This is a genomic window from Collinsella sp. CLA-JM-H32B (assembly GCF_040098065.1).
In the GTDB taxonomy this organism is placed as follows: Bacteria; Actinomycetota; Coriobacteriia; order Coriobacteriales; family Coriobacteriaceae; genus Collinsella.
In genome coordinates, this window is sequence record NZ_JBBNNA010000003.1 from 135874 (window position 1) to 161388 (window position 25515).

Consider the following 25515-nt stretch of genomic DNA (forward strand, 5'->3'; position numbering starts at 1 on the left):
TGTATCCCATCCTATTTCAGGCCTTTAAAACCAATACAAAAAAGCAACGGCTATACTTCTAACGGCAACAACCAGACTTTGGAGATCAATGTGAACTCAAACAACATTGCCGTTATCATCCCCTGCTACAACGAAGCACTAACCATTGCAAAGGTAGTAGATGATTTTCACCGAGAGCTTCCCGAAGCAACGGTCTACGTCTACGACAACAACTCGACTGACGGCACTGCACAAATCGCACGTGAACACGGGGCAACCGTTAAATTCGAACCGCGTCAAGGTAAAGGCAACGTCTGCCGCCAAATGTTCCGCGATATCGAGGCCGATTGTTACCTTATGGTCGATGGAGACGACACCTATCCGGCTGAGTCGGCGCGCGCGCTGTGCGACCCCATCCTTGCCGGCGAAGCGGATATGACCGTAGGCGATCGACTTTCCAACGGTACATACGCCGAAGAGAACAAGCGCGCCTTCCACGGCTTTGGCAACAACCTGGTACGCAGCATGATCAAGTGGATCTACGGATACAGCTTTGACGATGTCATGACCGGCTATCGCGCCATGAGCAAGCCCTTCGTCAAGACGTTCCCGGTGCTCTCTGAAGGCTTCCAGATCGAGACGGAGCTATCCATCCACGCCGTCGACCATCGTTGGCGCATTAAAGATGTCCCCATCGAGTATCGAGACCGTCCAGCCGGTTCTGAGTCCAAGCTCAATACCGTAAGCGACGGCATCCGAGTGATCGCCATGATTGGCACCCTCTTTAAGGACTACCGCCCGCTTAAGTTCTTCTCACTTGTTGCGCTTGTCTTTGCGGCTATCGGTCTTATCCTAGGAGTCCCTCTCATCTCAGAATACCTCGCCACCGGTCTCGTGCCTCGCTTCCCTACCGCGATTCTCGCAGCCGCATTTATGTTCCTGTGCGGATTGTCACTCGCTACAGGCTTCATCTTGGACTCCGTGGCGAAAGTAGAGCGGAAACAGTGGGAGCTGAGGGTGTATGAGGAAACAGAAAGCCGCCCATAGCATCCCCTTACAAACAAAAAATAATACTGTGTTCATTTGTAAATTGCACCGACCGCAGGGTGATAGGCAACGCTAACAAAAATCTAACCGATCAGCCTGCATTTTTACGATATAAGTTAACTCAACCTTAGAGTAAGGAGGAGCGATGCGAAAAACCGTACCAGTCGTGCTTAGCACTGTCTTGGCCGCATCCATCTTGGGCACTCCAGTCGTAACAAGTGCCCAAACCCAAGATGTAAAAGCCGAAACAGCCCAAAACGACAGCGAACAAATCAACCTGTCAAATTGTAGGATATCTTTTAACAATAGCTTGAGCTATGGAAATCAATACATAAAAGGAAAGGGGCCAAAAACAACTGACTTTGAAGTACACAATGGTTCTGGGGAAAAAGTAGACCCGAAACTCTATTCTCTTGTATTCTTTACCTACACCAACCACGGCGAAAGAAAAGAAACCGACAAGGTTCCCACAGCTGCTGGTGAATACTATGTTTACGCAAAAGCCAATAAAGACTCCGGCGCAACCGGAATAACCGGCTATTGGATTTTTAGAATACTCGAAGAAAATGACCTCGAAGGCATGAGCCTTCATGTCGCCAATAGTAGCATTGCTTATACGGGAAAACCTATTGCATTAAATGCAACACTGATTGATTCCAACGGAAACCAAGTCGACAAATCCTGCTATATGCTCTCTTATAGTGACAAAAATTGGAATAAGCTGGACAGCGTTCCAGTGGAGTGCGGCGAATATCACGTTAACGCCAAAGCAATTGCAGGAACAGGCTATACCGGTCAGACCAATATTTATTACACCATCAATATTGTCGACACGACGGACATTTCATTCTTCAATTTCTATATCAACCAAAGCGCAGTAATTGGGGGAACAGAGCCAACATTTAGATCGTCGCTCTATTGTCTCGGTGAAAACGGAGAGTCCGTAACCATCGACCTGAAACAAGGAATCGACTATAACGTTTTAGGCTATTGTTCAGATAGCGAGTCAACCAGTTATCAGCCTGAGCCCCCAACAGACCCCGGCGATTATTATGCAGTTTTGCAGGGTGCGGGATCGTATAAAGGAACAAAAAAGTTCATTTTACCGTAAAGGCTGCCAACGATATGGCATTTTGCCATTTTAACCTCGAGGGTGGTTTTAAAGTCGGCGATAAGCTCAGCAGCGCCGATTTCCCCGTCTACAATTCTGACGGTAGTACGGTGGACCGCTCTGAATACAGACTGGTCTTTACGCACAACGGAGAAGAGGTCTCAGGGTTTCCCTCGGAGGCTGGATGGTACACCGTAAAAGCAGTTGCTGTCGATGGATCAAACAAAGTCGGAGAGACGACAGAATATGGTCTCGAAATCGCCGACCCATTAGACCTCTCTTTCCTGTATCAGACGGGATCGAACGATCTGATAACCGGCTATGAGCCTTCGTTCACGATAACCTACAGAGGTGAATCCTACTATGAACAAGATAAGGACTTCGTAATTGATCATTACGAATCCCAGAGCGGTGTAAATCTCGGCAAAAACTGCCCAGATAAAGCGGGTTTTTACATCGCAATTATAGTTCCAGCCAAGGGGAGCAAGCTGCACGGCACCCAGAGCTTGTCATTCACCCTCAGAGACCCCCTCTCTCTCGAGGGCAGTCGCGTGGATTATTCCAATGCCTATCAGGGAGCAATCCTCGTTGGAACAAAACCGCCCCTTAAAATTACCAGCAAAGCCGGAGAGGTGCTCAGCGACCCAGACGACTATACCTTCACTTACTATAAAAATGGTAAAGAATTTGACTCCATATCAGAGCCCGGAACCTATCAATTCATCGCAAGCGCAACGGAAGGATCGGGGCTTTATGGAAGATCGAATAGCGGTAATATCGACGCCATTGATCCCGCTGACATATCTAATTACCACTTCTATAATTGCCCGATTATCGGCGATGAGAATAGCATCGATCTCCGTGTATACTACATTGATTCAGAAGACACGCCGCAGCAATTGAGCTTGGACCCCAGCTCGGAATTCGAAATTGCTAAAGTCATCGATGAAAACGGCAAAAATGTTGGAACCTCCATCCCATCCAAACCTGGTGAATATACATTCACGTTTAAGGGCAAGGGAAACCACTACGGAACGCTCACGGAGCAAGTAACCGTCTATGCCAAAAATGATTTGGCACTGTGCAGCATGAAGTTTCTTGATCCCGGAGTTCATGTCAACATGGAACCGCTCTACCTTTCAATTGGAAAACGTCCCGAGATCAAAGTCGTCAACAAACAGGGCAACGAACTGATAGAGGGCAAAGACTATGCGATTGAATACGCCAAAGAAGATAGCAAACTAACGTGGGATGACTATCTAAACAATGATAAATACTGGTCGACCGAGCTACCGAAGGCCGAAGGCACTTACTATTCGCGCCTAAAAGCTCCGAAAGGTTCCTCCTACTGCGGAGTATCCGTCAATGTCTTCCCCATTGTTTACATGGGGCAAAATAATATACGGCAAATGAATATCTCCTTCGACAGCAAAGTCACATCAGAGGTAGACGAATGGGGCCAAACGTACTATAGAATTCCATATACAGGTTCCAACGTTGACACCGGCCTTGTAATCAAGAACGGCTCCACCGAGCTCAAAGAAAACCAAGACTACACCGTCAAGATGAACAACCAAAAGAACCCGGGTTCAGCCTATCTGCAAATTGAAGGCAAGGGAAACTATACAGGCAGCCGAGGCTACATGATGTATATCTGTGCCGATCTGAGCGATCCAAATCTCAGTATCGAAGATGTTGACCCTCAACCGTACGACGGCATTAAAAAGCGCCCCCTTCCCAAGCTCAAACTAAACGGTTACACATTGTTGCCCGGCGATGCCTACTCGGTCTCCTACGACAACAACGTTGAACCAGGTCAAGCAACGATTACGTTCACTGGTAACGGTTTATATGCTGGCTGCACAGGAACGGCAACTAAACAGTTCACCATATCACCCCTCTCGATTGAAGGGGCAAAGGTCACCGTCGCTAGCGGTTCGGCCTATAACGGCTCTGAACAAAAACCGAAACTCAAAGTATCCATCGATAATGCAGAGCTTGAGGAGAACAAGGACTACACCGTCTCCTATAAGAACAACATAGATGCAGGAAAGGCTACTGCCGTAGTAACGGGAGCAGGACGGTACGGCGGCTCAATCGAAACGACGTTCGAGATTGCCACCGCGGACATCTCAAAGGCTTCCGTGCTCATACCAAGCCAGAGCTACACTGGCAGCGAGCTCAAGCCCGATGCCAACGTGACGCTGAACGGCAAGACTCTAAAAGCCGGAAAAGACTACACGGCTTCCTACTCGGACAACGTAAAGATAGGAACCGCAACCGTCACCATCAAGGGCAAGGGCAATTATTCTGGAACCGCCACGGGCAAGTTCGAGATTCGCAAAGAGGTCCTGGAAATTTCTAAGGCATCTGTTAACAAGATTGATGATGTCACCTTCACCGGCGAACCCATTGAGCCCGCACTCAAGGTAAGCTATAAAGACAAGGCCCTCAAACAGGGGACCGACTACGAAGTCTCTTATTCAGACAATGTCAACGCTGGCAAAGCGGCGTTCACACTGTATGGCAAGGGCGACTACACCGGAACGCTTTCTGGAAACTTCAAGATCGCACCTGCAAATATTTCAGATGCGACGGTAGAGCTTGATTCTTCGAGCTACACCTATGACGGAACTGCCCATGAGCCCAAGGCGACAGTAACGCTTAACGGAAAGTCATTAAGTTCAGAAACCGAATACGAACTCACATACGCTGACAACACTAACGCAGGAAATGCAACCGCAACTGTAACGGGAAAGGGAAACTACAGCGGTAGAGTCACCGCTACGTACAGCATTGCTCCTGCCGATATTAGCTCCGCACAAGTAACCATTCCCGAGCAGGCATACACAGGAAGCCCGCTCACTCCGGTTCCATCCGTTAAGATTGGTGATAAGGAACTGAGTCCCGACGTCGACTTTACAGTGAGCTACGTCAACAACATAAACACGGGTGAAGGATACGCAACTGTAGAAGGATGCGGAAACTACACCGGCACGGCATTAGGAACGTTCCAAATCGTGAAAAAGGCTGAGCCTGGCATCAACCGCGTCTCGGGCAATACCCGCTACGACACCATGGCATCACTGTGCCAGAAAGGCAACTGGGGCCAAGGCGGCACAGTAGTTCTTGCCTACGGCGCCAACTACCCGGATGCATTAGCAGCAGCGGCGCTAGCAGGCGATGCCGATGCCCCCATCTTGCTGACAGACTCAAGCCAGCTCACCGAGCAGGCAAAAGCGGAGATCACTCGTCTCGCCCCAATTAAGGTTGTGGCGGTCGGCGGCCCCAACGCCATCAGTGAGAGTGTACTTTCATCCGCTAAAAATGCTGCACCGAACGCAGAAATCAAGCGCATCTGGGGCCAAACGCGTTATGAAACGTCGCTCAATATTATGGGTGAGCTCTGCGGTCGCTCTAACACAGTCATCGTTGCAACGGGAACCAATTTCGCTGACGCACTGTCCATCAGCCCCTACTCATATGCAACGGGGTCACCGGTAATTCTATGCGATCCCTCAACTGGCCTGTCGGAAGACGCACTGACCAAGATCCGTAACGGAGGTTACACAAACGCCGTAATTGTTGGCGGTAAAAATGCAGTCAGCACGTCGGTTGAAAACCAACTCAAGCAGAACGGTGTGGCCACCATTAAGCGCCTGGCAGGAGAAACTCGCTTTGAGACAAGCCAGCTGATTGCAGACTTTGAGCTGTCGCAACAACTAGGTTTCGGCGTTGACGGAATTGCGCTTGCAACAGGGCTTAACTTCCCTGACGCGCTTGCTGCCGGCCCGGTTGCAGGACGAAAGCTAACGCCGCTCCTCCTTGTGGATAGCGGAGCATCCTCAGCGTCGCAATGGCTGAGCGCACACGCGAACGACATTAGCGGCGCGCTGATCGTAGGCGGAGAAAATGCCGTTACGCCTGCAGATGCCCAAACACTTAAAAAGGCGATGGGGATTTAAACCATCTTCTATAAGGCAGAAAAAGGGACGCCTCTTTAACAAGGGGCGTCCCCCTCTATTTGAAGCGACAGAAAAATTATGAGCAGCAGACAGGAGAAATATGAGACAAATGAAAATATATAGGGCAATCGCCGCCACAATCATGGCTGCCGCGCTTTGCACCCTTCCCCACCAAGCGTTCGCATCGAACGGGTCGACATCAAGGTTATGCGGTGAGACACGATATGAAACCGCTTATGAGGCTTCAAAGAAAATGTCGCGTACGAGCGGAACCATCATCGTCGCATCGGGAGAGAACTTTCCCGATGCGTTGGCGGCATCGGCATTGGCTGGAACCGAGAACGCTCCGATCCTTCTTACGTCCAAAGATGAACTATCTGGCGACATCGAAAGATGGGTCAATAGAAATCAAACTGGAAAGGCGTTCATTGTCGGCGGTGAAGCTGCGATATCAGCGAAAGTCGAGTCAACTCTAAAATCGAAAGGCATTGAAACTGAACGAATTGCTGGTGCGACAAGACAAGATACGGCAGCCTCTATAGCTTCATATATTTCAAAAGGAGAAAGATCGAGCACGGTCGTCATTGCCAGCTCTTTATCACCTTGGGATTCGCTGTCAATTAGCCCTTACTCTAATGCTACGCACTCGCCGGTGTTTTTAACAGACCAAGACGGCACTCTATCAGAGAAAACAACCGAAGCCATAAAAGCCACTGGAGCAACAAATGCGATTATCGTGGGTGGGCTAAGTGCGGTTAAGCCGGAAGCCGAAGAAAAGCTGCAAGGAACGATGTCCGTCGAGCGATGGGCCGGTCAAACGCGCTATGAGACCTCGCAACAGATAGCAGACAATATTATTAGTAGCGGCACCGGGAATACAAGCGTAGTCGCTATCGCTTCAGGCGAGAACTTTCCCGATGCACTTGCAGGTGGACCCGTAGCTGGTTCGAATCGTGGCGTGCTTATCCTATCCCCCAAAAACGATGGCACCGCCATTAAGAATTGGATTCTCTCAAATCGTTCCAATATCCAGAACTGCTATGTGCTCGGAGGCTGCGGCGCAATTGCACCGTCAGTCTTCGGAAACATTGAAAGCTGGCTAGAAAACGGCAGCGACGCTGCACCGTCAACAGTACAATCCCAAGCAAACGCTACAAATAGGGCGAATAGCTACTTGCGCTTCATGTCATTTTCCAGGCAAGGGCTTGTTCATCAACTCAAATATGAAGGCTTTTCAACTTCAGATGCAGAGTTTGGCGCAAATTCAACAGGTGCCAACTGGAGCCAGCAAGCCCTCAATAAAGCAAAAAACTATTTGAGCTTCCAGGCATTTTCATACAATGGCCTCATAAATCAGCTAACTTGTCAGGCGGAACAGTTTACCGATGGACAGGCAATCTACGCAGCAGATAATTGTGGAGCAAATTGGTTTGACCAAGCAGCAAAACAAGCAGCGAATTATCAAGAAATAGTCTCATTCAGCAAATCGCAATTAATTAGTCAATTGATACACGATGGGTTTACCCAAGAACAAGCGGAATACGGCGCAACAAGTGTTGGGCTATAACCACCCCACAGAATAGCCAATCGAACCTATAGCAAAATAGGCCGGCCCTCGCTCTTATACAAGCAGCGAGGGCCGGCCTCTCTAATGAAACGAGACTAGTACTTCATACCAAGCGCAGACGCAAGAGATAGGGCCTCGTCATCGGACACGGCACTCGTTCCTCCCACAACATAAGCAGCGCTAACCTGGCCGTAATACTGCTTTGCAAGTGATACGGCAGCATCGGAATCTTGGCCGACAAGAAGAACGGGTGAAGAGCTCTTACCTGCAAGAGCGCCAGCAGCAAGGGCGTCGGGGAAATTGATGCCCGTAGCAAATACGACGCCATCAAACTTAAACCCATGGTTCAGCTCGTACTCGGCAATCGCTTTGCTCGTTTCAAAGCGAGTGGAGCCAGACAAGCGAGCCACATCTAGGATACCTACGCCAGACAGCTGAGACTCGACCTTCGTAGGAACTGCACTTGTCCCGCCAACAATAATCGCGCTGGTAAAGCCTCTGGCGCGAATTTCATCAAGTAAATCGGCGTCAAGCCCAGAGCCGGGATCACTCAAAACAATAGGCGCGCCCGACTCAAAAGCATATGGACTGACCGACAGCGCGTCGGCAAAATTAACGCCGGTAGCAACTATCAGTGTTTTAGAGCGACCGGATGTTTCCTCAAGCAGCTTAAGAGCAGTGCCGTATCTGGTGCTGCCCGCAATCCTTGTGACTGCGCAACCACTGCCAACCTTCTTGCTAATCTGTGACTTTACAGTGTCGGAAACAGCGCTCGTCCCGCCGATTATATAAACCTTAGCTGGAAACAAAGAACTCAATCTCGAAGCGACCTCGGGAGAAAGCGAATCGGGGTCAGTAAGCAGGATGGGAGCGTTCTCGTCCCCCGCGAGCGTGGCAGCCGCAAGAGCATCAGGGAAGTTTATGGCCGAAGCGACTATCGCCGTTCCTCCCTTCTTCCAAGAACCAGCATCGACAACAACACCCATGGTTTGATATCTCGTGCCACCGGCGAGTCTGCTAAGCGTAGCGACTACCTTGCCAGAGACCGACCGTGTTATAGTCCCTGTGCCGCCGACAAGCGATGCGGTCAAAGTGTAGTCTCCGCCCTTTTTGGCTGTAATTGTCGGTGTATTGCTATCAAGTCCAACGGTTCCGGATGAATCAACAGTCCAAGAGACGCAATCATCAAGAAGGAAGGTTGTAGCCCACGTCCAAGGCTGAACGGTTAAGGCGTAGCGCTGCGAAGACCCAACACTAAGATTCGTATCATTATTCCAGGTACGCTCAGAGCCATCGAGGGTAACAGGAACAAGATTGAACGTGCTGCCCAATTCGTCAAGACCCTGTTTTGTATAGTCGATCTTAGCCACCGTCGAAGCACAATCAGAAGGCTGGTCGCACGCGTCAGCCGCGCCAACACCAAAGCATTGAACCCAATAGTACGTTCCCGACACATTCACGCAGCCAATACCTACCGATTGATAATCAGAATCAAGTATGTTGGCACGGTGGCCAGGAGAATTCATCCAGGAGGCCATCGCGTCCTCAGGTGACCATAGGCCGGAAGCAATATTCTCGCCGACCATCTTGCTCGACGCCGAAAAACATCTCTCACCAGTTGGGCGAGTATGACTAAATCCAATAGAAGTTTCAAACGCACGAACCATAGCGGCATCAAGAAGACCACGATCCATTTGGAGTGCGTTTAACCCCCGCTTTAAACGCTCCTGATTAACAAGATCTAGGACCTGATATGCCATGGAGTAACTTACATCACCTTTGACTCTCAGCTGGTCGACTAAGTAGTATCCATCTGAGCGCTCCGTAAGATAAGACGGATAATTTGGTGTAAAAGAGCAGCCATCAAACGCCTCATTCGAAATGAACGTGCAGCTGTCACCAAAGCTAAAGTCAGAAAGAGCGGTATTGCTAAAGGCAAGACGATTGATTCTCTTTAGTTTCTTGCCGCCAGTAACGGTAGCCAGGCTTTTGCAGTCGGCAAATACTCCGTAGTTAATTTGCTCCAAGGAATCAGGAAGGTCAATACTCCAAATTGCCGATCCAGCAAAACAGGAATTACCGATTACGCGCAGCTTTGAACCAAGGCGAACATCCCTGAGCTTAGTGCAACCATAGAAGCACTCCCAGCCTGCCGATTCACCAAGTTCTATCAGGTTATTACTTATTGTGACATCTGTAAGATCGGCGCATTTTTCACAGATAAGACCTTGAACGCGAGTGACCGAATCCGGCATTGAAAGTTCGATAATTGCAGTTCCATAGAGGCATCCGCCCTCCATATCGGTAAGACCCGAAGGGAGCGAAATGCTCGAAAACGTTTTATTCAACTCCATCGACCACTGCCCAAGAATTTGAACAGACGAAGGAACGACATATTGACCCCCGCCCAGATCGCTATACTGCGCATACAGAATCGTGCCGTCTTTAGACGAAAGGGCACCGTCAACGGTCTTATAGTTCCTTGAGCTGGGAGAAACGTTGAACTTAAGTCCAATGGGAGCGCCCGGACAGGGATTAAAATGCCTAGAAACATCGAATTCATTATTGCCCGACACGACGTGCTCTAAATAGAACATGGGCCCAAGATCATCGTTGAGCGTAAAACTTTTCATGAGCGTATTGGCGAACGCATCATGCCCAAGCTCTTTAAGTGCTTTAGGAAGAACAAATGAAGTAAGCGGCGTATTGTAAAATGCACTCTCCCCTATTATTTCAAGTTGCGAATTGTCGGGTATTACGACTGACGATACCCTGGAATAGGCAAACCCATAAGCTCCAATTTCACGTATCGAAGCTGGAAATTCAACCTCCGTCACGCAACCTGGTAACCCACCATAGAAGAAGCTGACCTTACTCATCGGCAGCCCATCAAGCGTGGCGGGAAGAGTAATCGATCTATTCGACCCATAATAGTGATCAATCACATATATTTGCTCATTGCTAGAATTGACGCTCTCGTAGTATGACCAATCACCAGACCTAATGGAATCGCTTGACATCAAAGCTGGGGCATCCTCACTTGGAGTGGCATTCACATCATAGCCTGCCGGTGAATTGGGCTCGACGGGCTCCCCATTCGGCCCATTCATAGACCCTATTGCGCTAGCGTCATCTTCCGCCACGCTCTCACCCTTAGCTTCCGCCTCACCGACAACCTCCTGCTCAGAGGGTTCATCTGTCGCAAAAGCGACGACGGGCAAAAGTCCTTCCAGCGTTAAGAATAGGGATAAAATCAGCACAAGAAGCACCTTGGATCGAACAATCCTCTTTCTCATAGGGCCCTCCTTTATTGACCAAAAACAGCAGTGAAAGCAATTGGCATGACCTTACAAATATTTTAAATATCCAACATTAAAGGGTCATGACAAATAGCGTTACAACCATGTTGTACAACAGGCAATAAAAAGGGTGAATACAGCAGAAATAGAAAGTGTATGCTTGAAAAGCCAGTCTCTGAATAGCTCGCTTTCCAGCGTCTTGCATCGAAAGGTGGACCCAAAATGAAGAAAACCGCGCCCGTCTTATTCATAAGCAGTTTACTTACCATGCTCGCCTTATTTGTTGCCCCCTCGCAAGCGGCGGCATACACCGCAAAAGGCATAACCAATGCAACTGGCCTTGCGTACGACGATGTCTACGGCGTTGTAAACAACAGGGCAATCATGAAGTCCGACAATGGCTCAATCGACCTTGTCGACTCTAATGGTGCCGTTAAACGAGCAACAAAGAACGGCACCGGTTGGTACATTAACGACGCGCCGAGCTGGAACAACCCACTGGAATCCGCGTTGGCCACCTTCGGCAACGGTTACATTACACTTTCCAACACCGTTACCGACAATGGCGGGTTATTTACGTGCGGCTTGGCAGATGCGACGACGGGCGAAGACCTTATTACCCTTAACAAAACTACGGACGACATCGCCATCTCGCCCGACGGCAGCAGATATGTAGTCGCAAACTACTACCAAAATACCGTAACGCTCTCGCTCTACCAAGGCCACTCATCTACCCTTCTGGACACCATAGACATTATGGGCACGACCGAAGCAACTGTAGAGTGGACCAACAGCGCAAACGAGTTCCTGGCGACCATCAGGTTTATCGAAGACGGCGACGAGCACATTAGCGAAGATCCCGAGGATCATTACTACACCATCGATGGCGACAAACTCAAGGAGACTAAAGATCCCACGGGCGTAAAGACCACGGTGCAGGGCAAAAACCACAAAGGCGAATCGTTTACGGTCACAACAAGCGCCGCGACCAAGCTCGCATCGATAACCTATAACGGAACGACGACAACCCTTCCGAGCACCTACAGCGAAGTGAACGTTCAGGGTGACTATATTTTTACTACGGAAACACACACGCAAATCAAGGAATGCTTCGACTACCGCGGCACCAAGGTCACCCTGTTCAAGAGCTACAGGTCGGTAGTGGCCTTCCCCGGAGGCCAAAAGTATCTCTGCCATATATATGAGCCCGTAAACGGCAGGTACGTTCACCGATTCTTCGTGCTGTCATACGACGGAAAACAGATTGCCAGCATCTCGAGCGATGACGTGACGGGCGACACCATCGAGCAAGCAAACCTGACCACCTGCGGCAAATATGCGCAATTAAATTACAACGACGGCTTTACGTGGTACTCTGCGCTCATTAACGAAAACGGAAAAGTCCTCTTAACAGGTTTTGAGAACTGCACTCTCGTAAACGGCTACGTCATCGCCACCGAAGACGCAGAAACCGAATACGCAGAAACATATGTCTACAACTCCGACACGCTCAATTTCATCGGAAGCGTTGAGGCCAGCGATTCGCTTACGCCAATCACGGTCAACAAAAAGACCTACTTTGTTGCAAACCCCGTCGACAAGGAGACCTCTGCAGTCACGGCGCGCGTCTACGATCCCCAAAACGAGCTTAAGCCCCTCACGATTGGCACATACTCCGTCGCAACAATTAAGACCGAGACGTACAGGACGAACAATTCCCCGTACAACCCTTCCACCAAGGCCTGGTGGGCCCAGGACTCTCGCGGATACTGGGGTTTGGTCAAAGACAACGGCACCGTAATTGTTCCGTTTAAGTATTCCGAGTACTGCGATTTGAACCTTTCCGATTCCAAGGTATTGGTTAAATCAAACGGCAAATGGTGGTTCTACGACACAACCGAGACCAGCAACCCCAATCCCGATCCAACGCCCGATCCTACTCCCGACCCCACTCCCAATCCGGATCCCCAGCCTCAGCCCAACCCCAATCAAAACGGCCTGCACCGCATCTTCGGCCAAACAAGGTATCAGACGATGGCGGCACTCGTCGAAAAGGGTGAATGGGAACAGGGCGGCACCGCAATCGTGGCATCAGGCGCCAATTTCCCCGATGCGCTTTCCGCATCCTCGCTGGCTGGACTCTTGGATGCCCCCGTCATCCTTACCGAAAATTCAGGGCTCAGCACCGATGCATCAGATGAGCTCAAAAGGCTTGCACCTACCAGGGTGTATGTCATAGGTGGCGAAAGCGCCATTAGCGCCTCCACCTATAAGCAGATCCAGAACATCACGGGAAAGAAATGCACGGTTGAACGCATTGCCGGCCAGACTCGTTACGAGACGTGCATGAAGATCGCAAGCCACCCGGCCTTTAAACAAGCCAAGACGGTAATCATTGTTACGGGCACCAATTATGCCGACGCCCTATCGATAAGTCCTTACGCGTATAAGAAGGGGTATCCGATCCTGCTCTGCGACCCCGTGAAGGGCTTAACAAATGAAGAGTTCGACTTTGTGCACGAGATGTGCTACGACTACGCAATCCTTGTCGGAGGCACAAGCGCTGTACCCCAGCATGTAGAAACCCAGCTCAAGTGGCTTGCACTTAACGATCAGATCAGGCTTTCCGGTGCGACAAGGTACGAAACGAGCGCCGAAATCCTCGACTTTGAAACCCATACCACCAGTATCAAAACCGACGGAGTGTTCTTGGCAACCGGCAATAATTTCCCCGACGCCTTGGCAGCCGGCCCCGTTGCCGCCAAGAAGGGCACCGTTCTCCTGCTTGTCGACCCCGGCATGCAAACCACATGCAAAACGCTAGGCGAGTACAAGGGCTCGATTTCGAATGCTTATATTGTAGGAGGAACGGCAGTCGTTCCCCAGAATGACGCCCAAACCCTCGCAGAGGCTCTCGGCCTAAAGGTTCTATAGCTAGCCACCTATAAGTAGATTGTATCTATAGAACAAAAGCCCCCTTGAGGAAACTCGATACACGAGCTTTCCTCAAGGGGGCAATTTCATGCCAAGAGTCATCAAAGGCGCACTAATGCCTAGTCAAGACAAGCATCTAAGCTGTCATCACGAACGAGATCGGCAAACGGTTTGGGTAAAACGCCTTTGGACTCAAGCTCACCAAGAAGGCTCGCCAGAATAACATCATTGCCGCCAGCCTCGGTATTAACGTGGCATAGGGCAATTTCCTGAGTATCGGGCACATACTCCAAAAGCTGATCGGCTGTAGCAGCCACCACCGGAACGCCGGAAATCGTTTCAATGACCTTAAGCCAGACGTCATCAGCAACCAAACAGTGCTTCTTAATCAAATCTGCATCATAGGTCATGTCTGGGAAGAGCTTAGGATCAAACATGGTTCCCGCGCCCGTCGTTGCAAACAGGCGCATAGAAGGCTTGCCAACGAGCTTTTCATGGAAATGAGGGGCTTCGTAGATCCACTGATCATATGGCTTAAGCGAGCCATCCTCGTTGAACATAATCAAATGGGTCCGCGAAGCAACGATGGCATTAGGATGAGACTTCTGACAGGCCAGCAATGTCTCAATCATATTCCTGCGGTAAATAAGGTCGTCATCGATGGTGACAATAAGATCGTCTGGAAAATCACGAAACGCCCAGTAGTACTTCTTATGCGGCTTAAGATCCTCATCTACCCAACGAATCTCAAAGTCATTCCATAGCATCTCTTTGAGCGAATCGGGTAAATCGGCTTCCCTATTGGGAAAATCACTCTTTGCCAAATAGAGGACAACTTTATCGGGAAGCCGTGACTGGCTAAAAATAGACCGAAGCGTCATCCAGATGGTATTCATTCGGGGAGGATACGACGTAAGTGTCACGATGACCCGACGCTCACCAGAAACACGCGTGCGCGCATGCTCCATCATACGTCGAAGCTTGTTCTTCTTGTCTGCCATCCATGAAACATCGGACATTCTAATTACTCCTCTATCGGACCATCTAAAGCGACTGCATACATTTAGCAATTTTGAGCAGATAAACCAGCCACGTCAATGCAAACATGCACTAATAAAGGTCGAGTCCCAGCGTGCGGGCAAGAGACAAGGCATCGATTGCCGAAACAGCGCTCGTGCCGCCAACGACAGTTGCGACATTAACGCTTCCGCGGTAATTCGCAAGAACAGTATGGGCATATTCAATGCCAGGATCGACGAGCAGCAACGGGGCACGCAGCATTCCTGCGACAGGACCCGCAGCAAGCGCATCCGGGAAGTTCTTACCCGTTGCCAAGTATACGTTCGAAACATTCATACCAGCGTTCACAGCATACGACATAATCTTGGCGCTCGTCTCGTAACGCGTGGCTCCAGCAAGGCGCGTAATAGAACCGGAGGAGATACCAGCGCTCGTTAGCTGATGTTTTACGCGGTCGGGAACAGCGGCGGTGCCACCAACAAGAATCGCACGCTTAAAGCCAGCTCCAGAAATGTAGGAGATAGCGTCGGCGGAAAGTCCATCGGAGCCGCACAGGAAGATGGGCGACTTATAGACAAACGCAAACGGACTGACGGACAGCGCGTCAGCGTAGTTAAACCCGGTAGCTACGATCAGGGTATCGGAAGCAGTGCTCTTTTGACGCACGCGCTTGGCAATTGCAAGACTCGTCTCTAGACGCGTGTCGCCTGCGATGCGGAATACCTTGCAGCCGTCAGCCGCATAATATGCAGCGGTATCGACCGCCGACTTCGAAACCGCGGCTTCGCCACCAACAACGTAAATAACATTAGGGCTTAGCTGCTCGATCATGTCGGCAGCATCGACAGAAAGCGAATTGGGTTCGGTCAGGACGATAGGCGCATCGTAGGCCCCAGCGAGCGATGCCGCAGCAAGGGCGTCAGGATAGTTAGAACCGCTCGCAAGCACAACGGTACGCTCGGCCTTCCAAGGAGCCTTGGGGAGCAAAGCGGCCATAGTTGCATAGCGCGTCTCACCGGCAGCGCGATACATGCCGGGCACGGGGCAGGCAGGACCCTTATATTCCGGATACTCGCGATTGCCATAGTCGGTATATGGACTCGTATAAGCGGCGGCCCAACCATAATGATTAAGTTCGTCGCGCATCGTGCTGTCGCAACGCAAGAACAGCTCGTGGCTTACATCGCGAAAATATCCTCCGTCGTTCCCTTCAGGATACGTTGACGTATGCAGAATAGGATCGTCCCATGTAACGTCAACGTGATACCAGGCGTTATTTTCCATCTGAACCATATTCCATGCATGCTGCATAGAATCACTACCCACATATACTGCATGAACGCCGGCGCGCCTCAGAAGTAGCTTGAAGGCAAGCGAGTAACCCTGACAGACTGCTTTACCGTTTGCAAGTGCACCATACGCCGTGCGTGAAGGAGATACCGCCTCATTCACAGCAGACCTGTCATAGACACAATTCCGCACCAGATAGTCATGGAGCGCCTGAACGATCTGGAATCGCGTAGCGTTGCTGGGAATCCAAGTCAACGCCTCCGAAACCTTAGCCTCGGTCGCATTGATAACATCCGGCACCGTAATGGTGGGAACCACGTAGTACAGCGAAATTGAAGTCAAGCGTTCCGTGCGCTGAGGACTGCTATTCCCGTTGGAGTCGATATACCCAAATCCAAACTGTGATGCGGCCCAATAATATTCAGGATCTACTGCGACGATACCCAAGGCATCCCAGAAATCGCCAACGGTATAGCCCCCATCGGACACATCGACAGAAGACAAACAGTTGCCCCACCCGGCAGTAATGCGAACGACAATTTCGGAAGCTGCCTTGGAAATGGACTCGCCATCAACCGAAGCCGCCATGGCATCGGAGGTATCGGAGCCGTCACCGTCCTGCACAACGTAATCAAACGCATCGACCGTGTCATAGCAAATTGGCTCGCCATAACCCACCGTCGGAACGAAGGCAGACACCACCGCCAAGACTAGGAGCAATAGGACAGCTGGAGCTTGTTTCTTAACTAGCATGTCTCCCCCCCCTCGGGTCGAAAACATATGTCAATACCATTCTCTCCGGTAATGCGCATGCTTAGACAACCCATGTGCACGGAGGGTCATTTGATTCGGTAAACGGTCAAACCGTAAAGATATGCTGAGGAAACGAGAGCGCAATGGGCAAAAGACAGCGACCAAAGCCAAACAAAAGACCCGCCGGCATCCCATTTACAGGGACGTCTGCGGGTATATCAAGAAATTACATGTTAGAAAAAATGCTATGCGCTTTTAATGCCAAGCGCTCTGGTGATCGATGCGGCTTCGGCGTTGCCAATAGCACTTGTTCCGCCAACAAAGGTCACGCATGATACCTCGCCCTTGTACTTTGACAAGAAGCTGCATGCCTCACGCGCGCTCGGGTCGACGAGCAGCAAGGGCACCAGATGCTTGCCCGAAAGCGCGCCCGCGGCAAGTGCGTCGGGGAAGTTTTGACCCGTTGCCAAATAGGCGCCGTCCATGGTAAATCCAACGTTTTGCTTAAGCTCGAACTCGGCAATCTTAGCGCTAGTCTCGTAGCGGGTATCACCCGAAAGACGCGTAATGCTGCCAATACCCTGAGCCTTTAGCTGTAATGTCACCGACGCGGGAACGGCAGAGGTTCCACCGACAATGACAGCCTTTTTATAGCCCGCTTTCTTAATCGCCTTTAAGGCAGAATCAGACAATCCAGACGACGGACTGGAAAGCACCACGGGACTCCCCGTAGCAAACGCATACGGGCTAATGGAGAGAGCATCAGCGTAATTGGTACCCGTAGTCACGATTATCGTATCCGAGGGATTCGAGAGCGAAGAGGCAACCTTTAGGCTCGTATCATACCTCGTATCACCGGCAATGCGATGGATGTTTGCACCCGATCCGGCCAATTGAGCAACACGGCGCTCGACACTTGCGGAAACGGCCGCTTTACCGCCAATGATATAAACGCGCGAAGGCTTAAAGTTTTGAATGCGCTGCTCAGTTTCAGACGAAAGCCCATTGGGATCAGTAAGCATAATAGGAGCATTCAAGTCGCCGGCAAGAGCAGATGCGGCAAGGGCATCCGGATAGTTGGCACCGCTTGCCAAGACAACCGAACCGCCCTGCTGCCATTTGCCCTGGTCAAACAGCAGACCTGCCGTCTCGTAACGCGTGTAGCCAGCAAGACGCGGCATTGAGCCAACAACGGCACGATACGTATCGGCGGTAAACGAGGGGATATCCTTGGCGGCAAACGCACTACCCTTAGAGTTTTGCCATGTTATAGGAACATCCCATAAGTATTGGCTTGGCAGGAATGAATCAGCGCCGACAAAAACAAAGCTATCGCCGAACCTAACCTCTTGCAAAGAGGTACAGCCGTAGAAAAACCCGCCCATTTCTTGAGCTGCAGACATATCAAATGAACTCAGGTCAAGCCGCTTAAGAGAACTGCAGTTATAAAAAACACCATACGCATCAGTAACTGACGACGTATCAAAGCTCGAAAGATCAACCGATACAAGTGAAGAGCATCCCGAAAACATGCCATTCAAATCATTAACATTCGAAGTGTCAAACGATGAAACATCGACGGTCCTTAACGAGCTGCAGTCACCAAACAAGCCCCCTATTTCCGAAACATTTTTCGTATCGAAAGAAGAGAGATCCAGGGTCCTTAAAGACGTACAGCCTTTAAACATCCAAAACATTCTCTTGACCTTGGATGTATCGAATTTCGACAAGTCCAAAGACGCAAGAGACGAGCAGCCCTGGAACATATAACTCATATCTTCGGCGTTCGAAGTATCAAGAGCCTCGATATTGATAGAAGTCAGATTAGAACAGCCATTGAACAGGTTGCTTGCATTGGTCCCCGTACTCACACCATCGGCAATCTTGACCTCCTTAATCTGATTCCGAAACCTGAGCCAAGCATATGTTTCTGGATTATGTGAGTAGTCACCAAAACCATTGCTCAAAACGCCCTTATTGTCATACTGCGGCTTGATGCTCAGGCAGCCTGCATCGTCCAATTTCCAAAGGCAAGAACCGCATTGATTCCAGCTGTTCTTAATTGCACTCGGCTTTTGCGACGTATACGTAGCGGCAGCGCCAACGGGAAAACCATTATTCTCATACGCTATCCCATCCGCAGAAGAAACCCAACGGCCAGTTTTTGAATTATCGGGGAAATCGATGATAGACCTAGCATTCGGATTTGCGAAAGACACCGATTCGCCGAGCGTTATCTTAGTGAGGGAGGCGCAGCCTTCGAAGAAGGAAAAACCGTAGCTGCTAATTTTACTTGTATCGAAAGTAGACAGATCAACGGAAGTCAACGAAGAACAACCAGCAAATAGACCATTCATGCTTGTGACAGCGGAAGTATCAATCGAGCCAAAATCGATAGACCGGAGTTGCTTGCAATCGCGGAACATATCATCCATGCATTCCTTGATAGCGACATGCCCTTGGAATACAACTGAAGTAATCTGATCTTTGAATGACGACCAAGGGCAATATTGATCTCTAAAGCCATCCCTAGAGCCGAATGATCCCGAAGAGCCGTTCAAAGGCTTAATAGCGAGCAAACCCTTTTCGTCAACCATCCACTTGCACGATCCAACCTGATACCAAGAGCCGAAGCCGACTGAGTCATCACGCGCATAGGTAGCCGCTACGCCACAGGGAAAATGACCAAGCTGATAAACAACACCGTCGGCAGACGAACGCCACCTTACACGGCGATCCCCCCAGTCAGCTTCATTAAAGCTGGCACCTTGACCCACCTTAATCGACGCAAGCGAATCGCATTTGTAAAAGAATCCATTGATGCTAAACGACTCGTCGATATGAATAGAACCCAGATCGACACTCTTCAAATTAGAAAAATAACTGAAGTATCCATAAAGCGAGTACGTTTCCTTGAGAACGATATCGCCCTGAAAAACAATGGCAGTAATCGAATCCCTATCCTCACTCCAAGGACACCCATAATCCCTGCCATCGATGCATCCAGCGTCATCGCTCTGAGGCTTAATGGTCATAAGACCGGACCCATCGATCATCCAGAGACATGAACCAACCGTTTTCCATTCACCAGGATTGGAGGGCTTGGGTACAGAGGAGGACTCCGTAGCAGCGACAGCCTGGGGTGCAGAGGCAGAATCATCGCTTGCCTGGGCATCGGCTGCGGCAGCATCCTGAGGAACCGCTTCACCCCCTTGATCGGCCGTAGGTTCAATCACCTCGCTATCAGATTGAACCTGCTCCGGCACCGCAAATGCCAAAACGGGGCACTGCGGGAATAAAAGAGAGATGGTCACGACAAGCTGGGCCACCACGAGAACACCCTTGCGGAGAGCCTTCATTTCACTAACCCTTCTTCTCGAATACGACAATTAATCAACCCAATAAGCAAACGGTGCCACATCCTATATCCCCAGGACGCGGGCAATTGTCGCCTTATCACGCTCAGGCACAGCGGCTGCGCCGCCAACTACCGTTGCGGAACGAACCGTGCCCTTATATTTAGACAAGTAGGACGAAACATAAGAGGCGCCGGGATCCACTAGCAGCAACGGAGAACGCGAGCGGCCGGCTAGGGGTCCAGCAGAGAGCGCGTCGGGGAAGTTATTGCCCGTTGCCAGCATGACGCCGTCCATCGTAAAGCCCAATCCCGACTTAAGCTCAAAGTCGGCAATCTTAGTACTAGTCTCGTATCGGGTCGCACCGCTCAGGCGCGTGATGTTTTTAACGCCGGCAGAACTCAGCTGGCGTTCAACAGACGCAGGCACGGCGGCACTTCCTCCAACAATCACCGCCTTGGAATATGCCTTGGAATGAATGGTATCTATAGCTCCGGGAGTAAGGCCAGACGACTTATCACATAGCACCACCGGGCTTCCCGAAGCAAAGGCATAAGGACTTACAGAGAGCGCATCCGCGTAGTTGCCGCCAGTAGCGACAATAACGGTATCGGAGGACTTGGGGTTGATCTCGGCAGCCACCAGACTCGTCTCATAACGCGTCTGCCCTGCAACGCGGAACACCGCACAACCAGAGCCAAGTAATTCCTTAACCTGACGTTCAACGGAAGGCGACACCGCAGCATTGCCACCCACGATGAACACCCTAGAAGGACAGAGTAACTTAAGCTGGTCCCTAGCGGATGTCGAAAGACCGTTGGGGTCAGTCAACAAGATGGGGCCGTTGAACCCGCCCGCAAGCGACGAAGCCGCCAGGGCATCGGGATAGTTGGCGCCGCTCGCAAGCACCACCGAGCCGCCCTTGGCCCAATTGCCGCGCTCGGTTAGGCTGCCCATGGTATCGTAACGAGTGTTACCAGAAACTCTTCCAACGCCCTTTTTGGTCGGCGCGGGATCGGACGAGTCGAAAACACAGCCAAAGTAAGCAGCGCCGATCGCATCCGCATCCTTTGACAGCACCAGAACATAATAGGTGCCCGGTTCAAGCGTGCCAAAGTCGAGACCCGTCAGCGAGCCAGAATAACTTTGAGCAACGATGCCAGATCCCGTATCGCGATTATCGAGTATATTCCCTTGGGCGTCCGTAAGCGCAAACATCAATCGCGCGTTGGTGGACAAACTCATAGAGTAATGACCGCGTTTGGTTACCGTGAACTTAAAGTAGTCAAGATCGCCATAGCCATCGGTAATCGCATAATAGTTCGATCCGGCGAAGCAACGCCCAATCTCAATGGGGGTAGCGTCTCCATCAATGGTGTGACCATCCCCGGTGCCGTTGTTATCCTCTACCTCGTAGATTGTGTCCGCGGGCTCACCAAAGGGAGTCATGGAGTAGCTTGCGTAAACAAAGCCACCGTAGGACTTTGGACTACCAATGTACTGGAAATAGTATGTGCCAGCCGGGAGGGCGAAGAACCCATAGTCGCCGCCATCCGAAGGCGCCCAGCTTTGAATAATATCTCCGTTTTCATTTTGGATAGAACAGAGCACCGAATCGATGCGCGAGAAGCTCGTACGGATGCGAACCATTCCGCCCCTATTAAGCACCATGCGATAACTGGTGACATTGACCTTTTTGGTCCAACTAGTGGAGACCGTTTTGCCCTCGACCATGTCCTGATCGAATTCGATCACCGGCCGAACGATATTAAAGGTCATCTCACGCTTGCCGCCAAAGTTGCCCTTGCCCGTAACGACAACCTGCGCCGTGCCAACCTCGATGTTATCGGAATAGGACAGGTCGTAGTCTATGCCCTTGACAAGCGTTTTTCCATTAAAGCGGACGAGAACATCAGGCTTTATCGCGTTGCCAGTGTAGATCTCATCGCCAATCGGCGCAAAATAGGCGTCGTCGATGTCAGCGGGAAGAATATTGAAGTTTATCGACGTTTCTCCGATATAGCTTGAGCTAGACGCGCCCTCGCTAGCAGTAACCGTAGCCTTGCCAACGTTAACGTTATTTGAATAGTGGAGGCTGCACTCCCTTGCTTGGTCGACCTCGGCACCAGATGCGTTCCTGAGCACCACGCTGGGGTAAATCTCCGAACCCGTGTAGACCTGGTCCTCGATCTTGTCAAAGCTGCAGTCTGAAAGCAGCGAACGATCGAGCGACTCGACGATGGGAACCTCAATCACAACATTGCCCGCATAACGCCCAATTCCGGTCACGGTCACAAGGCCGTTGCCCGCCTTATCGCAGTTGGAATACGAGAGCGTGTAATCGGCACCCTCGATAAAGGAGGAGGAAGCCTTGAGCTTAGGCGCCAGCGCGAAGCCAGGCTTAAGCTGATACACGGACTGCTCAAAGTCATACTTCGTAAGGAGCAGGTCGGCGACCGAGAGCTTTCGCACCACGTTGAATCCGAGGGACTGCGAACCGGAGAGCCCGTTGATGCCACGGACAGCAACCGTTGCGGAGCCGGGCTCGGTGTTGGAGCGGTAGTCCAGCTCGTAGTCGACGCCGGCCCTCAGCTCAACATAGATTCCGGACCCACCGTAAAGGGAAACGCTGACATCCGGCTCAACTGCGGAGCCGGTATACAGGAAGCTGTACTCGCCGCCCTTCAACGCATAGGAATACCTGTCCGCACCGGAAGGCGGGTCGAGACGCACGCTGCAATCGGACAGGTCGAAGTCCGACTTGCGAAGGATATGAAACTGGACTCGGGCCTCGCCGGTATATCTGCCGCGACCACGGACGACAGCGGTAGCCATACCGGGCTCGACGTTATCCTCATACGAAACCGTGTAGTCCTGGCCTTCGATCGGGGCGTCCTCGGATCTCGAAGCACCGCCGTTTCCGTAGGCCTCGTCATAGCTCTCAGTATTCAGGCGGACGTCCACCCTGGGGCAAACCTCCCCACCGGTATAGAAAGCATCGTATGCATGGGCCGTACAGTAGGTGCTCAAGTCGATAGTATCAACGATTGCGAAATCAACTGAGCTGCTACCGATGTAGTCACCCATGCCGTTAATTGTGGCATGGCCGGTCCCCAAAGCATTGTTATTAGCGTACGTCACCTTATAGTCAACGCCCTCGCGAAGAACGGCGCCACCGTCCTTAGTCGAAACGAAGACACGAGGTCCAATCGCACTTCCCTTATACAGATAGACATTCTGTTTAGTGGAAACGAGACACTCCCCTAGATCGCCCTTCGCGATCTGGAAGTAGACGGTCTTTTCGCCAGTAAAGTTGCCCTTACCCTTTATGGTGACAGAAGCGGTCCCTACCTTCCCGTTATCGAAATAGGAAACGTCGAAGTCCTTGTCCACGGAGAGCTCTTGCCCACCGAAAGTCACCGAGACGCCAGGTTCGGCCCTACCGTTCTTGAGAAGGCAGGGAGAAATAGGGGCTATGTCGGCGGAATTGATATCAGCAGGAAGGATCCTGTATTCAACCTTCTTGTTCTCGGTAGTTCCGTCTTTCCAGCAGTCAAGAACGGGATCATCGAGGGCAAGCTCGACAGAATACTCCCCCACATTGACGCCGCCGGCATTTTTAACGACATGAATGCCATCAATGCTGACCGAAGGAGCCTGAACAGATCCGGAATAGACAAGCTCCTTAATAGTGGGAACGGCAATCACACTGCGGCCGACAATAACCGATACTTCGATTCCCTTCACGACCTCATAGTTTTTGGTATCGGATGGAGTGAACGTCGCCTCAATGCTCTTTGACCCATACCAATCGATACGCATGCTCGGATCCGGCCAGGAGAAACCTTCCGGAAGTTTGACGTCAGAGAGCTTTTTACCGTAGACGCCCTTTAACGTAGCGGGAACCGTGTAGCTCGGCTTTGCCTTCGCGATGGTGAACGGTACCTCGCACGTCCCGGTGTAGAAGCCGGAACCCTTCACGACGGCAGCCGCCCCGCCCGCCTTGACGTTGTCGCGGTACGAGACGGAGAAGGAGCCCTCGGGGACCACCTCGGAGGAGACGGCGGGCTCGAGGGCCTTGCCGATGTAGGCCAGCCCCTCTGCGTCGACAGAGAACATGGACGCCTCGACGGGCCTGGTCACGCGGACCTTGACCTCAATGCTCTCGACACCGGTGTGGTTGTCGTCGGGAGCGGCGTACTTGCATTTGAACGTGTTCTCCCCGGGGTTACCGACGGAGAGAGACGGGTCCTCCCACGAGAAGCCCTCGGGGAGCCTGACGTCAGAGAGCTTCTGCCCGTAAGCGGCCTTGAGCCCAGTCGGGGCCTTGAAGGCTGGCTTCGCCTTGGCGATGGAGAACGGCAACTCGCACGTCCCGGTGTAGAAGCCGGAGCCCTTCACGACGGCGGCCGCCTTGCCCGCAGCGACGTTATCGCGATACGAGACCGAGAAGGAGTCTGCAGGGACCACCTCGGAGGAGACGGCGGGCTCGAGGGCCTTGCCGATGTAGGCCAGCCCCTCGGCGTCGACCGAGAACATCGACGCTTCGATGGGCCTGGTCACGCGGACCTTGACCTCAATGCCCTCGACACCGGTGTGGTTGTCGTCGGGAGCGGCATATTTGCACTTGAACGTCTTCTCCCCAGGGTCTCCGACGGGAAGCGACGGGTCCTCCCACGAGAAGCCGTCGGGGAGCCTGACATCAAAGAGTTTCTGCCCATAGACGGCCTTAATTCCGGTGGGCACCTTATACGAGGGAAGAGAAGGTTCAATAGCAAAAGAATAATCGATAGACTGACCGGAGTAGGAGCCACAACCAGTCACAACAATGCGAGCACTTCCCACGTTAATATTATTTTCATAATAAACCTGATAATCAGTGTCCTCAATCAAAATAGGGCTACTAATCCTTGGACGAATTTCACTACCCGTAAACTTAAATGGACCAGACAAATCAACACTAAATAGGCTGGGCTTTAATTTCTTTTCACACTTTAAAGTAACCGGAATGCCGCGTACGGATTTATAGTTTGTTGTATCCGTCGGAGTGTATTTCACCGTGAAAGACGAAATGTCACCGACTTTAAGAACCCTACGCTTAGCATTGCCCTCCCATGAAAAACCTATCGGCAAATCAATATCCTCGAGCGCCTCTCCATACGCGCAATCGATGGAAGCCGGCACATCATAAACG

Annotated in this window: 10 protein-coding genes; 5 read left to right on the top strand and 5 right to left on the bottom strand. The window is 51.2% G+C overall.

Annotation, left to right across the window (positions count from 1 at the left end):
* The first annotated feature begins 90 nt into the window (after positions 1–90).
* The 4 genes from AAA138_RS03650 (at position 91) to AAA138_RS03665 (ending at position 7669) form a co-directional block, all read left to right on the top strand.
* Positions 91–1026 carry a glycosyltransferase family 2 protein gene (locus AAA138_RS03650; protein ID WP_349089608.1) on the top strand — a complete coding sequence of 312 codons (936 nt, stop codon included), beginning with the start codon at positions 91–93 and terminating at the stop codon, positions 1024–1026.
* Between the two features lie 145 nt (positions 1027–1171).
* Positions 1172–2137 carry a hypothetical protein gene (locus tag AAA138_RS03655; protein ID WP_349089609.1) on the top strand — a complete coding sequence of 322 codons (966 nt, stop codon included), beginning with the start codon at positions 1172–1174 and terminating at the stop codon, positions 2135–2137.
* A 14-nt stretch (positions 2138–2151) separates the two neighbouring features.
* Positions 2152–6102 carry a cell wall-binding repeat-containing protein gene (locus AAA138_RS03660; RefSeq protein ID WP_349089610.1) on the top strand — a complete coding sequence of 1317 codons (3951 nt, stop codon included), beginning with the start codon at positions 2152–2154 and terminating at the stop codon, positions 6100–6102.
* A 100-nt stretch (positions 6103–6202) separates the two neighbouring features.
* Positions 6203–7669, top strand: a complete 1467-nt coding sequence (locus tag AAA138_RS03665; protein WP_349089611.1) for a cell wall-binding repeat-containing protein — start codon at positions 6203–6205, stop codon at positions 7667–7669.
* Between the two features lie 95 nt (positions 7670–7764).
* On the opposite strand, the gene AAA138_RS03670 is transcribed toward AAA138_RS03665, so the two are convergent.
* A complete protein-coding gene (locus AAA138_RS03670) occupies positions 7765–10965 on the bottom strand; it encodes a cell wall-binding repeat-containing protein (RefSeq protein WP_349089612.1) in 3201 nt (1066 codons plus the stop codon).
* Positions 10966–11190: 225 nt separating this feature from the next.
* Between AAA138_RS03670 and AAA138_RS03675 the strand changes: the two genes are divergently transcribed.
* Positions 11191–13902 (top strand): cell wall-binding repeat-containing protein, encoded by a 2712-nt coding sequence (locus AAA138_RS03675; RefSeq protein ID WP_349089613.1) that lies wholly within the window; start codon positions 11191–11193, stop codon positions 13900–13902.
* 119 nt (positions 13903–14021) lie between these two features.
* Here the strand turns inward: AAA138_RS03675 and AAA138_RS03680 are convergent, their stop codons facing one another.
* The 4 genes from AAA138_RS03680 to AAA138_RS03695 form a co-directional block, all read right to left on the bottom strand.
* A complete protein-coding gene (locus tag AAA138_RS03680) occupies positions 14022–14921 on the bottom strand; it encodes a hypothetical protein (RefSeq protein ID WP_349089614.1) in 900 nt (299 codons plus the stop codon).
* 91 nt (positions 14922–15012) lie between these two features.
* On the bottom strand, positions 15013–16965 hold the full coding sequence (locus tag AAA138_RS03685; RefSeq protein ID WP_349089616.1) for a cell wall-binding repeat-containing protein: 1953 nt from the start codon (positions 16963–16965) through the stop codon (positions 15013–15015).
* Between the two features lie 245 nt (positions 16966–17210).
* Positions 17211–20324 carry a cell wall-binding repeat-containing protein gene (locus tag AAA138_RS03690; protein ID WP_349089618.1) on the bottom strand — a complete coding sequence of 1038 codons (3114 nt, stop codon included), beginning with the start codon at positions 20322–20324 and terminating at the stop codon, positions 17211–17213.
* Between the two features lie 63 nt (positions 20325–20387).
* Entirely contained in the window at positions 20388–25166 is a 4779-nt protein-coding gene (locus AAA138_RS03695; RefSeq protein WP_349089619.1) for a cell wall-binding repeat-containing protein, read from the bottom strand.
* Positions 25167–25515: the final 349 nt, after the last annotated feature.

Bases quoted from the DNA above. Each gene is read 5' to 3' on its own strand.
- AAA138_RS03655 (WP_349089609.1), top strand. From the start codon at position 1,172: ATGCGAAAAACCGTACCAGTCGTGCTTAGCACTGTCTTGGCCGCATCC.
- AAA138_RS03660 (WP_349089610.1), top strand. From the start codon at position 2,152: ATGGCATTTTGCCATTTTAACCTCGAGGGTGGTTTTAAAGTCGGCGAT.
- AAA138_RS03665 (WP_349089611.1), top strand. From the start codon at position 6,203: ATGAGACAAATGAAAATATATAGGGCAATCGCCGCCACAATCATGGCT.
- AAA138_RS03670 (WP_349089612.1), bottom strand. From the start codon at position 10,965: ATGAGAAAGAGGATTGTTCGATCCAAGGTGCTTCTTGTGCTGATTTTA.
- AAA138_RS03675 (WP_349089613.1), top strand. From the start codon at position 11,191: ATGAAGAAAACCGCGCCCGTCTTATTCATAAGCAGTTTACTTACCATG.
- AAA138_RS03680 (WP_349089614.1), bottom strand. From the start codon at position 14,921: ATGTCCGATGTTTCATGGATGGCAGACAAGAAGAACAAGCTTCGACGT.
- AAA138_RS03685 (WP_349089616.1), bottom strand. From the start codon at position 16,965: ATGCTAGTTAAGAAACAAGCTCCAGCTGTCCTATTGCTCCTAGTCTTG.
- AAA138_RS03690 (WP_349089618.1), bottom strand. From the start codon at position 20,324: ATGAAGGCTCTCCGCAAGGGTGTTCTCGTGGTGGCCCAGCTTGTCGTG.